The organism is Bacillus sp. AMCV2 (assembly GCF_056033925.1).
Window position 1 is genome coordinate 1,301,977 of the sequence record NZ_JBVYIB010000002.1, and the last position, 15,735, is coordinate 1,317,711.

17 protein-coding genes are annotated in these 15,735 nt (G+C 45.3%); 12 read left to right on the plus strand and 5 right to left on the minus strand.

What is annotated here, in order from left to right; all coding sequences use genetic code 11:
• The first annotated feature begins 16 nt into the window (after positions 1 to 16).
• The 6 genes from uxuA (at position 17) to AC0OMA_RS06910 (ending at position 7,342) form a co-directional block, all read left to right on the plus strand.
• Entirely contained in the window at positions 17 to 1,096 is a 1,080-nt protein-coding gene (uxuA, locus tag AC0OMA_RS06885) for a mannonate dehydratase (protein WP_069703735.1), read from the plus strand.
• Positions 1,093 to 1,929, plus strand: a complete 837-nt coding sequence (locus AC0OMA_RS06890; protein WP_015383413.1) for an SDR family oxidoreductase — start codon at positions 1,093 to 1,095, stop codon at positions 1,927 to 1,929. The genes uxuA and AC0OMA_RS06890 overlap by 4 nt, the downstream gene beginning before the upstream one ends.
• A 47-nt stretch (positions 1,930 to 1,976) precedes the next feature.
• Entirely contained in the window at positions 1,977 to 3,245 is a 1,269-nt protein-coding gene (locus tag AC0OMA_RS06895; protein WP_047182474.1) for an MFS transporter, read from the plus strand.
• Between the two features lie 87 nt (positions 3,246 to 3,332).
• Positions 3,333 to 4,334: a LacI family DNA-binding transcriptional regulator gene (locus AC0OMA_RS06900; protein ID WP_047182475.1), complete on the plus strand. Its 1,002-nt coding sequence runs from the start codon at positions 3,333 to 3,335 to the stop codon at positions 4,332 to 4,334.
• A gap of 75 nt (positions 4,335 to 4,409) precedes the next feature.
• The gene (locus AC0OMA_RS06905) at positions 4,410 to 5,852 is read left to right on the plus strand and encodes a tagaturonate reductase (protein WP_474221996.1); all 1,443 of its coding nucleotides are present in this window, start codon (positions 4,410 to 4,412) and stop codon (positions 5,850 to 5,852) included.
• On the plus strand, positions 5,849 to 7,342 hold the full coding sequence (locus AC0OMA_RS06910) for a UxaA family hydrolase (protein WP_181218940.1): 1,494 nt from the start codon (positions 5,849 to 5,851) through the stop codon (positions 7,340 to 7,342). The genes AC0OMA_RS06905 and AC0OMA_RS06910 overlap by 4 nt, the downstream gene beginning before the upstream one ends.
• Positions 7,343 to 7,380: 38 nt before the next feature.
• Here AC0OMA_RS06910 and AC0OMA_RS06915 read toward each other — a convergent pair whose 3' ends face one another.
• Both AC0OMA_RS06915 and AC0OMA_RS06920 read right to left on the minus strand, forming a co-directional pair.
• Positions 7,381 to 8,145, minus strand: coding sequence for a sulfite exporter TauE/SafE family protein (locus tag AC0OMA_RS06915; protein WP_014476525.1), 765 nt, complete (start codon positions 8,143 to 8,145; stop codon positions 7,381 to 7,383).
• Positions 8,146 to 8,369: 224 nt separating this feature from the next.
• On the minus strand, positions 8,370 to 8,834 hold the full coding sequence (locus AC0OMA_RS06920; protein WP_015383417.1) for a DinB family protein: 465 nt from the start codon (positions 8,832 to 8,834) through the stop codon (positions 8,370 to 8,372).
• Between the two features lie 148 nt (positions 8,835 to 8,982).
• Between AC0OMA_RS06920 and yjoB the strand changes: the two genes are divergently transcribed.
• The 3 genes from yjoB (at position 8,983) to phrA (ending at position 11,659) form a co-directional block, all read left to right on the plus strand.
• Positions 8,983 to 10,254, plus strand: a complete 1,272-nt coding sequence (yjoB, locus tag AC0OMA_RS06925; RefSeq protein WP_015383418.1) for an ATPase YjoB — start codon at positions 8,983 to 8,985, stop codon at positions 10,252 to 10,254.
• 144 nt (positions 10,255 to 10,398) lie between these two features.
• Positions 10,399 to 11,535 carry a response regulator aspartate phosphatase RapA gene (gene rapA / locus AC0OMA_RS06930; protein WP_080030661.1) on the plus strand — a complete coding sequence of 379 codons (1,137 nt, stop codon included), beginning with the start codon at positions 10,399 to 10,401 and terminating at the stop codon, positions 11,533 to 11,535.
• Positions 11,525 to 11,659: a phosphatase RapA inhibitor PhrA gene (phrA, locus tag AC0OMA_RS06935; protein ID WP_003245487.1), complete on the plus strand. Its 135-nt coding sequence runs from the start codon at positions 11,525 to 11,527 to the stop codon at positions 11,657 to 11,659. Before rapA ends, phrA begins: the two co-directional genes overlap by 11 nt.
• Positions 11,660 to 11,688: 29 nt before the next feature.
• Here the strand turns inward: phrA and AC0OMA_RS06940 are convergent, their stop codons facing one another.
• On the minus strand, positions 11,689 to 11,946 hold the full coding sequence (locus tag AC0OMA_RS06940) for a YciI family protein (protein WP_003232731.1): 258 nt from the start codon (positions 11,944 to 11,946) through the stop codon (positions 11,689 to 11,691).
• Positions 11,947 to 12,065: 119 nt separating this feature from the next.
• Here AC0OMA_RS06940 and AC0OMA_RS06945 point away from each other — a divergent pair, with 119 nt between their 5' ends.
• A complete protein-coding gene (locus AC0OMA_RS06945) occupies positions 12,066 to 13,019 on the plus strand; it encodes an N-acetylmuramoyl-L-alanine amidase (protein WP_015483118.1) in 954 nt (317 codons plus the stop codon).
• 38 nt (positions 13,020 to 13,057) lie between these two features.
• On the opposite strand, the gene AC0OMA_RS06950 is transcribed toward AC0OMA_RS06945, so the two are convergent.
• Entirely contained in the window at positions 13,058 to 13,435 is a 378-nt protein-coding gene (locus tag AC0OMA_RS06950) for a PH domain-containing protein (protein ID WP_047182479.1), read from the minus strand.
• A 104-nt stretch (positions 13,436 to 13,539) separates the two neighbouring features.
• On the opposite strand from AC0OMA_RS06950, the gene AC0OMA_RS06955 reads away from it, so the two are divergent.
• Together AC0OMA_RS06955 and AC0OMA_RS06960 are read left to right on the plus strand one after the other, a co-directional pair.
• A complete protein-coding gene (locus AC0OMA_RS06955) occupies positions 13,540 to 14,142 on the plus strand; it encodes a poly-gamma-glutamate hydrolase family protein (RefSeq protein ID WP_015252289.1) in 603 nt (200 codons plus the stop codon).
• A 76-nt stretch (positions 14,143 to 14,218) separates the two neighbouring features.
• A complete protein-coding gene (locus tag AC0OMA_RS06960) occupies positions 14,219 to 15,055 on the plus strand; it encodes a manganese catalase (protein ID WP_003245071.1) in 837 nt (278 codons plus the stop codon).
• A 43-nt stretch (positions 15,056 to 15,098) separates the two neighbouring features.
• Here AC0OMA_RS06960 and AC0OMA_RS06965 read toward each other — a convergent pair whose 3' ends face one another.
• A complete protein-coding gene (locus tag AC0OMA_RS06965; protein WP_015483120.1) occupies positions 15,099 to 15,695 on the minus strand; it encodes an ImmA/IrrE family metallo-endopeptidase in 597 nt (198 codons plus the stop codon).
• Between the last annotated feature and the right edge of the window lie 40 nt (positions 15,696 to 15,735).

Here is a 15,735-nt window from a genome sequence, read left to right on the forward strand (position 1 = left end):
ATCCGGAGGTGCGAGCATGAATATGACATTCCGATGGTATGGACGAGGCAACGATACAGTCACACTTGAACACGTGAAGCAAATTCCCGGTGTCAAAGGCATCGTTTGGGCCCTCCATCAAAAGCCTGTTGGCGACGTGTGGGAAAAAGAAGAAATCAGAGCCGAGACCGAATATATTCAATCCTATGGTTTTCATGCTGAAGTTGTAGAAAGCGTGAATGTTCACGAAGCGATTAAACTTGGGAACGAAGAACGCGGCCGATATATTGAAAACTACAAGCAAACGATCCGCAACCTTGCCGGATTTGGCGTGAAAGTGATCTGCTATAATTTTATGCCGGTTTTTGACTGGACACGCACGGACATGTTCCGGCCGCTAGAAGATGGATCGACCGCTCTGTTTTTTGAAAAGGCCAAGGTGGAAAGCCTTGATCCTCAAGAGCTGATTCGGACGGTGGAGGATGCATCTGACATGACACTGCCGGGGTGGGAGCCCGAAAAATTGGCTCGGATCAAAGAGCTTTTTGCTGCCTACAGAACGGTCGATGAAGAAAAGCTATGGGACAATTTATCATTCTTTTTGCAGGAAATTCTTCCTGTTGCTGAGGCCTATGGTGTTCAAATGGCCATTCATCCGGATGACCCGCCGTGGCCGATTTTCGGACTGCCGCGCATTATCACAGGAGAGGCAAGCTATAAGAAACTGCGGGCGATATCAGATTCACCGTCTAATTGTATCACCCTTTGTACAGGTTCAATGGGAGCCAATCCCGCTAACGACATGGTGGAGATCGCTAAAACGTATGCCGGCATCGCTCCATTTTCACATATTCGCAATGTGAAAATTTATGAGAATGGTGATTTTATTGAAACATCTCATTTAACAAAGGATGGTTCAATCAACATTCAAGGCGTGATGGAAGAACTGCATAAGCAGGATTACGAAGGATATGTCAGACCGGATCATGGGCGCCATCTTTGGGGCGAGCAATGCCGCCCGGGATATGGCTTATACGATCGGGCACTTGGCATCATGTATTTGAACGGGCTGTGGGACGCCTATGAAGCAATGGCAAAAAAAGAGGTGGGCGTATGATCCCGCTGCATGAGAACCTGGCTGGTAAAACGGCTGTCATCACTGGCGGCAGCGGCGTGCTTTGCTCTGCGATGGCCCGGGAGCTAGCCCGTCATGGCATGAAGGTGGCGATTTTGAATCGGACGGCTGAAAAAGGCCAAGCGGTCGAGAAGGAGATAACGGCGGCTGGCGGCACAGCGTGCGCTGTTGCTGCGGATGTGCTGGACAGGATGTCACTGGAGCGGGCAAAGGAAGACATCCTTGGCCAATTTGGCGCTGTTGATCTGTTAATTAACGGGGCTGGCGGCAATCATCCTGCCGCGATAACCGATGTGGAGACATATGAAGAAGCGGGAGAAGGCCAATCCTTTTTTGATATGGATGAGAGGGGCTTTCTAACTGTATTCTCCACCAATTTCACCGGTGCGTTTCTGGCCTCGCAAGTGTTTGGAAAAGAGCTGCTGAAAGCCGATTCACCGGCGATTATCAATCTTTCTTCGATGAGTGCTTATTCACCTATGACGAAGGTTCCGGCATACAGTGCCGCCAAAGCATCGATCAATAATTTTACGATGTGGATGGCTGTTCATTTTGCAGAAACCGGGCTGCGGGTCAATGCGATTGCCCCAGGCTTCTTTCTGACAAAACAAAATCATGATCTGCTGATCAACCAAGACGGAACGTTCACCAGCCGATCTCACAAAATTATTGCGGGAACACCGATGAAGCGCTTCGGAAAACCCGAGGATTTGCTCGGTACGCTTCTTTGGCTGGCGGATGAATCCTATTCCGGTTTTGTCACTGGGATCACCGTTCCTGTCGATGGAGGATTTATGGCTTATTCAGGTGTGTAACGAAAGCGATGCAACAGAAACTGAACCAACATAGGGGTGAGGTTGAGATGTTTTCAAAAGATAAGCTTCCCGTTATCCTTTTTTTGTTCCTGGCAGGGGTGATTAATTACCTGGATCGCTCGGCGCTTTCCATTGCAGCTCCTTTTATTCAGGATGATCTCACATTGTCTGCAACGCAAATGGGCTTGATTTTCAGCAGTTTTTCGATTGGTTATGCGATTTTTAACTTTCTTGGGGGCGTGGCATCCGACCGCTATGGGGCAAAGCTGACCTTGTTTGTCGCGATGGTTGTTTGGTCGCTGTTTAGCGGAGCAGTCGCCCTTGCTTTTGGCTTTGTCAGTCTGCTGATTATACGCATTCTCTTCGGAATGGGAGAAGGCCCGCTTTCGGCGACCATCAACAAGATGGTGAACAACTGGTTCCCGCCGACCCAGCGGGCGTCTGTTATCGGTGTAACCAACAGCGGCACGCCGCTCGGGGGAGCCATTTCCGGCCCGATAGTCGGCATGATCGCAGTGGCGTTCAGCTGGAAGGTATCCTTCGTTCTCATTATGATTATTGGATTGATATGGGCAGTGCTCTGGTTCAAGTTTGTCAAAGAAAAGCCGCAAGAGACGATCAAGGAAGCACCGGCAATCAAAGCAGAAACGTCTCCCGGAGAAAAAATTCCGCTTACCTTTTACCTGAAGCAAAAAACGGTCCTGTTCACGGCGTTCGCTTTTTTCGCTTACAACTACATCCTCTTCTTCTTTTTGACGTGGTTTCCGAGCTATCTAGTCGACGAGCGGGGATTAAGTGTTGAATCGATGAGTGTCATCACGGTCATACCTTGGATTTTAGGCTTTATCGGGCTGGCTGCGGGGGGATTTGTTTCTGACTATGTGTACAAAAAAACGGCCCGAAAAGGTGTGCTGTTCTCGCGCAAGGTTGTGCTTGTCACGTGTTTGTTTTCATCAGCTGTCCTGATTGGTTTTGCCGGGCTTGTGGCAACGACTGCGGGGGCTGTCACTCTTGTCGCTCTGTCAGTGTTCTTTCTTTATTTGACCGGTGCTATCTATTGGGCTGTCATTCAAGATGTGGTTGATCAAAACAATGTCGGTTCTGTTGGCGGCTTCATGCATTTCCTCGCCAACACGGCAGGAATTATCGGTCCGGCTTTAACCGGATTTATTGTTGACCAAACAGGCACGTTTTCTGGAGCATTTTTGCTTGCCGGAGGGCTGGCTGTCTTCGCTTCACTTGCTGTGATTCGTTTTGTCCGTCCAATCATTGGCAAGCCAGCGGGAACAGGAGCGGAGAATCCTGTGTCTTATTAATCTGGAAATACAGTGGGAGAGGCGGTATGTTTGATGATACAATATACAGTAAATAATCGCAGCCGGTATGATAAGGAAGGGAATTAGATGGTAACCATAAAAGATATCGCAAAACTCGCAAACGTATCCCACACAACCGTTTCCAGAGCACTCAACAACAGCCCTTACATCAAAGAACATACGAAGAAAAAAATATTAGAGCTAGCAGAGCAGCTCAACTATACACCAAATGTAAATGCGAAAAGCCTGGCGATGCAAAAGTCGCATACGATCGGGCTGTTCTTTACAAGCATTACAAACGGAACCTCACACAGCTTCTTTGCGGACACAATCAAAGGCGTCAATCAAGCCATAAGTGAGGATTACAATCTGTATGTGCGGGGCATTGATGATCTGAAACACTATGACTCCGTTACACCGATGAGATATGACGGCATCATTTTAATGAGCCAAAGTGACATTGATAATTCTTTCATTTACCATATTCGCGAAAAAAATATTCCGCTTGTCGTGCTGAATCGTGATATTGATGATCGCACCATCACGAATATTTTGTCTAATGACAAGGAAGGCTCTCAAGAAGCTGTAGAATACTTCATTCAGTCCGGCCATCAAGACATCGCCATCATCGAGGGGATCGAAGGCTTTAAATCCTCCCAGCAGCGAAAGGAAGGCTACTTATCTGCACTGATTCAACATCATATTCCGATCAAGCATGAATACAGTGTCAAAGGACAGTACGATATGGAAAGCGGCTTTCAAGCGATGGAGCGGCTGCTGGCGCTGCCGAATCCTCCAACCGCTGTTTTTTGTTCGAATGATGACATGGCAATCGGAGCGATGAATGCGATATTCGCAAAGGGCCTGCGCGTTCCTGATGATGTTTCGGTGATCGGGTTTGATGATATTGGGTTTTCACAGTACATCACGCCAAGACTTACAACAGTAAAGCGCCCAGTGGAGAAAATCAGCGTGCTCGGTGCGCAAAAACTCTTGTCTCTGATCAGCGAGCCCGAAACAAAAGCAGAAAAAATCTTGGAAAACACAGAATTCATGGTGCGTGATTCAGTCAGACGATTGACGACGTGATGCCCCGTTTTTCAGCGGGCATTCTTTTATAAAGAAAAATGTTAACGTGTGCATAAAAAGAGGGAGGCAATAAGGATGCAGAAACTGAATAAAAATGTGTACGATCACTATACTCGGTATCCAGAAAAAATTCTCCAATTCGGAGAAGGAAACTTTCTTCGGGGATTTGTCGATTGGCAGATTGATCAATTGAATCAACACACTGATTTTAATGGGAGTGTGGCGGTTGTTCAGCCAAGAGGTTCAGAAAAAATCAAACGATTAAATCAGCAAGATGGATTATATACGCTTTTTTTACAAGGTATGAAAGACGGAGAAGCGGTAAACGAGCATATGATTATCAACTCAATCAGCCGGGGAATTGACCTGTTTTCTGATTATGAAGCATACAAAGAATTGGCATCAAGCGAAGGGCTTCGGTTTATCATCTCCAACACCACTGAGGCTGGGATCGTATGTGATGAAAAAGATCGTTTAGAGGATAGGCCGCAAAAAACATTCCCTGGGAAATTAACTGCATTTCTCTACTTCCGCTATCAGGCTTTTAAAGGAGATCAGACAAAAGGGTGTGTCCTAATCCCATGTGAACTGATCGAGAACAACGGCGAAAAGCTGAAGGAAACGGTTCTTCATTATGCACATCTGTGGAAGCTGGAGGAAGGATTTATACAGTGGATTCATGAGGCCAATACGTTTTGTAATAGTTTAGTAGACCGGATTGTGCCGGGTTTTCCTGTAGACAGCATCGAGGAGATCACGGCAGATCTTGGCTATCAGGATAATTTGATAGTTGTGGGAGAGCAATATTATTTATGGGTTATAGAGGGGCCTGATTGGATTGGAAAAGAACTTCCCTTTGCGGCTGCAGGGCTCCATACAAAGATCGTCAGCGACCTCACCCCATACCGGACTAAAAAAGTAAGAATTTTAAATGGCGCTCATACAGCAATGACGCCAGTGGCTTTATTATACGGCTTAAAAACTGTTAGGGATGCTGTCGAGCATCCGGAAGTTGGGCGATTTATAAGAGAGCTGATTGACGACGAAATTCTTCCTGTTTTAAAAATGGAAGGTCTTTCTCAGTATGCTGACGATGTGCTGAACCGTTTTAAAAACCCGTATATTAAGCATTACCTGGAAAGCATTGCATTGAACTCCGTTTCCAAATTCAAAACGAGAAACCTGCCGACTCTTAAGGAATATGCTGAACAAAAGGGACAGCTTCCAGAACGCTTGGTGTTTTCTTTCAGCGCTCTTCTGTATTTTTATCATAATAATGAGACATTGCAGGATGATCCGGCAGTGCTTCAATTTTTCAAAGAGGTTTGGTGTCAGGAGGATGGCGACATGCTTCGGATTGCATCAAGAGTGTTAGGCGAACAGCGGCTGTGGGGGGCAGATCTCAATGAGATACCGAGGCTGACTGATAGAGTCGCTGTTTACTTGAATCATATTCATGAGCTGGGCATGCAGCGGGCTCTTGAACAATACTGCATACAAGGGGGAGAGGTACGTTGAAGTCGTTTATAAAGATTCATAAGCAAGATAATGTCCTTCTTGCTCTGCGGGATATCCAAAAGGGAGAGAGGCTGCATGCGGACGGCGTGTCGCTTGAAGTAAAGGATGATATAAAAAGAGGTCACAAGATTGCATTGCAGCCTATTAAAGAAAATGACAGCATCATTAAATACGGGTTTCCAATTGGGCATGCATCACAAGATATCTCGATCGGAGAGCATATTCATGTCCATAATACGGAAACAAACCTGTCTGATATCCAATCATACAGCTATACACCGAGATTTGATGAAAATCCGTATTCTAATGAGAACCGGACGTTTAAAGGTTTTAGAAGAGAAAACGGAGATGCGGGTGTACGGAATGAATTGTGGATTGTCCCAACTGTCGGCTGTGTCAATGGAATAGCAGAAAAAATGCTGCAGCGTTTTGTCAGAGAAACAGGGGATATTGCTCCATTTGATAACGTACTGGTGTTAAAGCATCAATACGGATGCTCGCAGCTTGGCGACGATCATGAAAATACAAAGCAAATCCTGCTGAATGCCATTCGCCATCCAAATGCCGGCGGCGTCTTGGTGTTAGGGCTTGGCTGTGAAAACAATGAGCTGGCAAGAATGAAGGAAGCACTGCAAGATGTGAACTTGAAGCGGGTGAAGTTTCTGGAATCCCAGTCGGTGACCGACGAAATGGAGGCAGGCGTTGCTTTGCTGAAGGAAATTCATGAAGCGGCCAAAGGAGATAAGAGAGAAGACATTCCGCTGTCTGAACTGAAGATCGGGCTGAAATGCGGAGGTTCGGACGGTTTTTCCGGCATAACCGCAAACCCGCTGCTTGGACGTTTTTCAGATTATCTCATTGCACAGGGAGGGAGCACGGTGCTGACGGAAGTACCGGAAATGTTCGGCGCAGAAACCATCCTGATGCAGCGGGCTGCCAATGAAGAAGTGTTTCATAAGATAGTCCAATTAATCAATGATTTTAAACAATATTTTATCAAACATGATCAGCCGGTGTACGAAAATCCTTCACCGGGCAACAAAGCGGGCGGCATTTCTACACTTGAGGATAAATCGCTGGGCTGTACGCAAAAAGCGGGGATTTCTCCTGTCACGGATGTCTTGAAATACGGGGAAGTGCTCAAGACAAGAGGGCTGACGCTTTTGAGCGCGCCAGGCAATGATTTGATCGCCTCCTCCGCATTGGCGGCTGCCGGCTGCCAAATTGTCCTCTTTACAACGGGAAGAGGCACGCCGTTTGGCACCTTTGTCCCGACGGTGAAAGTAGCGACAAACACCGAGCTGTATGAGGCGAAGCCGCATTGGATTGATTTTAACGCAGGCCTTTTAGCAGAGGATGATGTTCATGAGGAATATGTGCTGCGTGAGTTTATCCACTATATGATTGAGGTGGCAAGCGGCCAGCTTGTGAACCATGAAAAAAATGATTTCAGAGAACTCGCCATTTTTAAATCGGGTGTGACGCTATAATAAGAAAAGGCTATCCTTCAAGCGGATAGCCTTCTTCATTAAATCAATTTTAAACCGCTGACTAAAATAATGGACGCCATAATAAATTGCAGTGGACGCGGGGAGAATCGAGGCGAAAGATGGCTTCCGATCAGCACGCCGGGAATTGAACCAATGAGCAGATTAGCTGCCAGCATGTAATCCACGCTTCCGAAGCTTGCGTTCAAAATGCCTGCTGCCGTAACAAGAAGAAATGCATGCGCGATATCGGTTCCGACAATCTGTGACGCTTTCATGTTAAATAAGTAAATCATGGCAATTGCAAATAATGAGCCGGAACCGATTGATGTTAATCCGACGATAAACCCAAACACAACACCAATAAGAATTGTCAGAGCCCTCTTATTTTCAAGCGGCATCAGCTGCCAGCGGTTGGGACGAAGTTTTCTATCCAAAAACAAACGAACGATGATTGAAATGGCAACCAGCGTTAACACATATCCTAGAGCGTGCTTAATAATTTCTTCCTGATGCTGGTGAAAGGCGGGGAACAAATGCAATATGCCAATGGCTAGCGAAGCACTCGGAATACTGCCGATGGCTAAGTATTTTACCAATTTAAAGTTAATCGTTTTCTGCCGCCAATGGGAGGCAACGCCAAACAGCTTTGTGATCGAGTTATATACAAGATCTGTACCGACCGCGATGGAAGGATTAATTCCAAGCACAATTAAAAGGGGAGTTAATAAGGCCGCTCCACCCACTCCCGTCAATCCGACTAAGGCTCCGACAAACAAACCCATCAATATGATGCTTACACTCATGATAAAGGCCTCCTGAAAACCCGACTATTTTTATCAGATTATATATGATTAGGACGCGTTAATCAATTAAATTTTTTGAATTTTTGCACGTTAGCTGCTTGAAATTTTGGTATGCTCAATATCTCTATTCATTTGCCCTATAATGAGTGTTTGGACGAAATCGAGAAGTACTAAAGGCGCAAAAAAAAGATACCTCTTAACAGGTATCTTTTTTCTTGTTTACGCTACATGCGCTGCTGATAGAAAGGAAGCTCAGTGTGGCCCATTTCCCGCACATACACGAACAGGTTGCCTTTATGGTGAATTTCATGCTCCATTGCAAGCTGAAGCAGCGCGCGGCCTGTGACTTTTCTGCCGAAAGCGGATGTCAGATCAATTTCTCTGTCCAGCTGCTCTTCAGTCAGCTGTTCAAGGATAGCGATCGTTTTTTCTGTATATGTTTTTGCCAGAACATTGAGATCTGTTTCTGTTTCTTCCTGCTTGTTTTGAAATGGTGAGGCATTGCCTTCCTTAATGACATTTGCGAACAAGTGGAAAGACGTAAGAATGTGTTTGACCAGCTCTTCTGCTGACATTGATGTTTCTGCCGGTTTGTAGCTGTAATGGTCTTTGCTGATTTTTTCGGCAAGCTCATTGGTCACGTTTCGATGGGATAAAAAATGGCTGACAATTTGATTGGATTGGCTCATTATGATCTCCTCCATATGTAAAAATAAATGGTGCAATGAAATCCTATATCAACGGTTATGAATTCACAAGTAATATGCTGTGGGATGAAACAAAATGCTATGTCAATCGTATATATAACGTTCACAAAACATGAAATGGAGTATAAACATGACTAACATACCTTTCATTTATCAGTACGAAGAAAAAGAGAATGAAAGAGCTGCGGCGGGCTACGGCACTTTCGGTTACCTTATCACACGGATTGAAGAAACGCTTTATGATCAATACGGTGTATTCTATGAGCTCTATGCCAGTGATGATCCAAATACGGAATACTGGGAGCTTCTTGTAGAAGATGTCCGCAGCGGTTCATTGGAGCCTGAGCATGTGGCATATATATTTGAAAAGCTTGAAAAGAAAACCTTTGCTTACGATGAAGATGAGAAAGAACCGGATTATACCGTCCATAAGTCTATAAGAAACAGTGTATACGCGTATCCTGAAAAGGGAGTTGCTTTTGCCAGAATTCCATATTTTCAAGATGGGAGCATTATGAGTTTTGATTGTCTGTTTGCGGTTAACGATGAAAAGATGCGTGCATTTCTGGAGGGAGTCAGACCGCGTCTTTGGGAAAAAAGCAAGCGGAAAGTGACCGTGTTTACGGATGGAGATGGAGGGATTTCAAGAGAGCAGGAAGCCATTGTCAGAGAGGTTCAGCGGAGTCAAGTCATCATGAATCCGCTATTGAAAAAAGAGATATACAGATCAATTGATCAGTTTTTTCATAGTGATAAATCGTTTTATCAAACATATGACATCCCTTACAAGCGCGGCATTCTGTTATATGGACCTCCTGGAAACGGAAAGACGACGTTAGTGAAGTCGATCGCAGGCAGTATCGATGCACCTGTTGCTTATTGGCAAATTACTGAATTTACGTCGAGCGAGACAATAGAAGAAGTCTTTCAGGCAGCGAGACGCCTCGCTCCTGCAGTTCTGGTCATCGAGGATATAGATTCGATGCCGGAAGATGTGCGGTCCTTTTTTCTCAATACGCTGGACGGCGCGACATCAAAAGAGGGGCTATTTCTCATCGGTACGACAAACTATCCCGAAGAGATCGATCCAGGTTTGATGAATCGTGCAGGGCGATTTGACCGTGCCTATGAAATCGGGCTTCCGGATGAAGAGTTGCGGCTGGAATATATGAAAATGAGAGGCTTTGGCATCTTTTTGAGTGAAGGAGAAATAAAAAACGCCGCAAAACTTACAGAAGGCTTTTCCTTTGCACAGCTGGGAGAATTATATGTATCTTCAGCCCTTCAATGGCACCAAGAAGGGAATCACCATATTGAAACCATGGTGAAAGACATGACAGGAGAGCAAAGAAAAAGCCAGCGGGGAAGCTGGATGGAAAGAAACAAAGTCGGTTTTCACTAAAAGAAAGCACGGGTGTTTGAAAAACCCGTGCTTTTTTGTTGCGGTTAGCCGAAATTCGACAATTGCGGTTATTTTGCGTTCTTCTTTTTCTTGTAAATATGATAAAATATGACATATCTCGGGTAATTCAAAAGGGGGGATTAATTGAGGATGAAGCAGACGATTCCGTCCTCTTATGTCGGGCTTAAAATTAATGAATGGTATACTCATATCCGGCAGTTCCACGTCGCTGAAGCCGAACGGGTCAAGCTCGAAGTAGAAAGAGAAATTGAGGATATGGAAGAAGACCAAGATTTGCTGCTGTATTATTCTTTAATGGAGTTCAGGCATCGTGTCATGCTGGATTACATTAAGCCTTTTGGAGAGGACACGTCGCAGCTAGAGTTTTCAGAATTATTAGAAGACATCGAAGGGAATCAGTACAAGCTGACAGGGCTTCTCGATTATTACTTTAACTTTTTTCGAGGAATGTATGAATTTAAGCAGAAGATGTTTGTCAGTGCCATGATGTATTATAAACGGGCAGAAAAGAATCTTGCTCTCGTCTCGGATGATATTGAGAAAGCCGAGTTTGCTTTTAAAATGGCCGAGATTTTTTACAATTTAAAACAAACCTATGTTTCGATGAGCTACGCCGTTCAGGCATTAGAAACATACCAAATGTATGAAACGTACACCGTCCGCAGAATCCAATGTGAATTCGTTATTGCAGGTAATTATGATGATATGCAGTATCCAGAAAGAGCATTGCCCCACTTAGAACTGGCTTTAGATCTTGCAAAGAAAGAAGGCAATCCCCGCCTGATCAGTTCCGCCCTATATAATCTCGGAAACTGCTATGAGAAAATGGGTGAACTGCAAAAGGCAGCCGAATACTTTGAGAAATCTGTTTCTATTTGCAAGTCGGAAAAGTTCGATAATCTTCCGCATTCTATCTACTCTTTAACACAAGTTCTGTATAAACAAAAAAATGACGCCGAAGCGCAAAAAAAGTATCGTGAAGGATTGGAAATCGCCCGTCAATACAGTGATGAATTATTTGTGGAGCTTTTTCAATTTTTACATGCGTTATACGGAAAAAACATAGACACAGAATCAGTCTCACACACCTTTCAATTTCTTGAAGAACATATGCTGTATCCTTATATTGAAGAGCTGGCGCATGATGCTGCCCAATTCTATATAGAAAACGGACAGCCCGAAAAAGCACTTTCATTTTATGAGAAAATGGTGCACGCACAAAAACAAATCCAGAGAGGAGATTGTTTATATGAAATCTAAATGGATGTCAGGTTTGTTGCTCGTTGCGGTCGGGTTCAGCTTTACTCAGGTGATGGTTCATGCAGGTGAAACAGCAAACACAGAAGGGAAAACATTTCATATTGCGGCACGCAATCAAACATGATGCATAAAAAAGACCCTTAGGGGTCTTTTTTATTTCTTCAGCTTCCATTCTTTTATCGTCAGCTCAGAAGATCCACTTGCCACCAGCGGATCCGCATGCCCGATTTCCGCTGCCTCTTCCAGTGAATCTGCTTCGATGACATACGCTCCGCCTGTGGCGTCGCTGAATGGCCCAAACATTTTTAAACGTTTTTCTGCCTGTAAACGATCCAGAAATTCATAGTGCCCAGCCACATGCTCCTGATTAAATTTCTCCGTTCTCATTGTCAGCATTAAATATGTATACATATTCAGACCCTCCGTGAACTTCAATTTAACACATTTATCCATATTACGGTGATAGATATATGAGCTTTTCGTCCTACGAATGCCACCTATTTATGAAAAAAGAAAAGGAGAGATGATAGGTGAGCATTCCAGTAAAGAAAAATTTGGTTTCTGAGGCGAAATACGCGTTGAAGTGTCCTAATGCGATGTCCGCTGAATACATTACCATTCACAACACGGCAAACGATGCGTCAGCGGCCAATGAAATCAGCTATATGATCGGGAACACAAGCTCGACAAGCTTTCATTTTGCAGTCGATGATAAAGAGGTGATTCAAGGTCTGCCGCTTAACCGAAACGCCTGGCACACAGGTGACGGCACAAACGGTCCGGGAAACCGCAAATCAATCGGCGTTGAGATTTGCTACAGCAAATCGGGAGGCCCGAAGTATGAGGCAGCTGAAGCCTTGGCGATTTCATTTGTTGCACAGCTGTTGAAGGAGCGCGGCTGGGGCATCGATCGGGTGAGAAAACATCAGGACTGGAGCGGAAAGTATTGCCCGCACCGCATTTTATCAGAGGGGCGCTGGGATCAAGTGAAGGCGGCGATTGAAAAGGAATTAAACGGTGGCGTATCAGCGAAAAAAGCTGCAGTCTCTTCTTCGGCGTCTGAATATCATGTAAAAAAAGGCGACACACTGTCAGGGATTGCCGCATCACACGGGGTCAGTGTGAAAACGCTGCAAAGCATAAATCATATCTTTGACCCGAACCACATCAAAATCGGACAGGTGATCAAACTGCCTCAGACGGCATCTGCTTCTAAAAGCCATGCCGCATCCTCATATCCGCTCCCATCCGGCGTGATCAAAGTGACAAGCCCGCTGACGAAAGGGACAAAAGTAAAGCAGGTGCAGACCGCTTTAGCCGCTCTTTATTTTTATCCTGATAAAGGAGCGAAAAATCACGGCGTTGACGGCGTTTATGGCCCGAAAACAGCAAATGCAGTGAAACGTTTTCAGTCTGTCAGCGGTTTAACGGCTGATGGGATTTACGGTCCGAAAACGAAAGCGAAGCTGGAGGAAAAGCTGTAATAAAAAGACGGAAGCTGTAAAGCTTCCGTCTTTTCACCTTACATACAAACTGCGGCAAGCACCTTTTGAATATCATAAATGCTTTCATCTTTTTTAAACTGCTTTGAGACGGCGGGAAGTTCCGCGCCGGAGATCCAAATTTTCAGCTCTGAATCAAGATCAAAGCGGCCGGCAGTTTCCACGCTGAATCTGGAAATGCTTTTGTACGGAATCGATTGAAATTCCGTTTTCTTGCCTGTGATTCCCTGCTTATCTACAAGGATAAGCCGCTTGTCAGTAAAGACAATCAAATCGCGAACCAGCTTAAACGCGGCTTCAACATTCTCACTCTCCAGCAAAATGTGGGCAAGCTCTTCTTTCACAGCTGCCGTTGACAGTGTTGACGCATTGCCGAGTAATCCATCAATAAACCCCATCATATACCTCCTCTGCGTATTCTATCAAATCATACTATAAAAAAGGTTTTCATTCATAGATGAGTAGAGTAAACTGGTGCTGACTGGTAAAGGGGGCGTTCAAAATGGAAGATATGTATGACAGCTTTGCGGCCCTTTCTGCTTCTGAGTCGGAGTACCGGATTATTTATGAGGAGAAAAACGGAAGTGAGCTTATCGTCCTCGGTCCTCACGGCGGCAGAATTGAGCCTGGCGTCAGTGAACTGGTGCGGGCATTTTCTGATCGATGTTCCATCTATTTGTTTGAGGGTCTAAAGCAGCGAAACAACCGTTCCTTGCATCTCACTAGCATTCGTTTTGATGAGCCGCTGGCTTTAGAAAAAGTGAATGACCACCATTACGCATTAGCGTTTCACGGGTATTATGATCCGAAAATCCCGCATACATTGGTCGGCGGGGCGGATCGTAAAAAAGCCAAGCTCATTTGTGAGCGTCTGAATGAAGCGGGTTTTAGCGCCGAGCTCACTAATGAGAAAGACCGCCTGGCAGGTGTACACCCAAACAATATTGTCAATCGGACGAAAAGAGAAATGGGACTGCAATTGGAGGTAAGCACGGCGCAGCGAAACGCGCTATTCCGCAATTTTGGGTGCCGTGATAAAAGCTACATACAAAACGATTTGTTTGATCGATATGTGGAAGCCGTCAAGCTTGGCTTTTATAAATAAAACTAGACGGGACCTGCACGGTGGGCCTATTCCTTCATACGCTGGGGTTATGCGAAAGTGTGGGGAGGAATGATTCATGTTTTATCATATAAAAGAGCTTCAATATCAAGCAAAGCCAGCTCATCCCGATCCGGTTTATGCGAAAAAACTTCAAGAGGTGCTCGGCGGCCAATTCGGTGAAATTAGCGTCATGATGCAGTATTTGTTTCAAGGGTTTAACTGCAGGGCGGATGCTAAGTATAAAGATTTGTTATATGATGTGGGGACGGAAGAGATTGGGCACGTAGAAATGCTGGCAACGATGATTTCCAGGCTTCTGGACAATGCACCCGCGGATGTACAGGAGGATGCTTATAAAAGCAATCCCGCTATCGCAGCAGTCATGTCAGGGATGAATCCTCAGCACGCGATTGTGTCCGGATTGGGGGCGATGGCATCAGATAGTGAGGGCTATCCGTGGAATGCAAAATACATTATCTCAAGCGGAAACCTGCTGGCCGATTTTCGCGCTAACTTAAATGCGGAGGCCCAAGGACGCCTTCAGGTGACACGGCTTTATGCCATGACCGATGATCCAGGGGTAAGAGATATGCTGTCATTTTTGATTGCAAGGGATACCTATCATCAAAATATGTGGTACGCTGCCATTAAAGAGCTGGAGGAAAGAGAACGGGATATTGTCGTCCCGACGACGTTTCCGCGTGAGCTCGAAAAGCAGGAAGTCTCCTATGACCTGTTTAACTTTTCCAGGGGGGATGAAAGCTCACAAGGAAGATGGGCACATGGGGAAGCCTTTGACGGCCGGGGTGAATTCAGGTATATCCCGGCTCCGATTGCGTTCGCATCTGCGCCTCATCTTAAACCGGCGCCCATGTGGCTGCATAATACAGTTCCCCCAATGTCGAAATGTTAGGTTCTCTTCTGGGCTGAGGAATATATCCTTAGCCCGTATTTGATCAGATGTTTTTGCCAATATGATATAACGCTTTTTCCTCAGCAACATGCAAGTGCTGCTGATCGCCTTCCTCGTACGCATGTGGCCGCTTGTGGGATAATAAATAAGCGAGCCGCTTCTGAAATTGAATACCTGCTTTACGCCGTTCGAACATGTCAAGCCTTTTATCAGCAAATTCCTTTGTTACCCGGAATACCGCCGAAATTGTGGCGAGTGCCTGGCTTCTCCATTGCGGCAGTTCCATCTGCAACAGCATAAAGGTTGGCACACAGAAGTGGTACATAAATTGATTTGCCTGAAATTCCTGAAGCTCTCTGAAGAGCTTGTTCATCTGAAAATGATTGCCTGCATGCTTTAACACGTGGCACAGCTCATGGCCAAAATCCTCCCATTGCTCTTCCCGTGACTTTTTTTGGTTCAATACGATACTGTACATGCCGTCGTATTTCACCATCATGCTCCCCATATCCTCAAAATGCACCCAAATATCCAGATCCTTTGCGATTTTCAGCATGTCAATGTGATGAGGGGATGTGATGCCCAGCCGGCCGTATAAATTTTTAACGTATTCCTCCAGATGTGATAAGTAATCGCCCAATTGAATACTCCCTTTCGAACATTTGTTCTGTTTTTAGCGA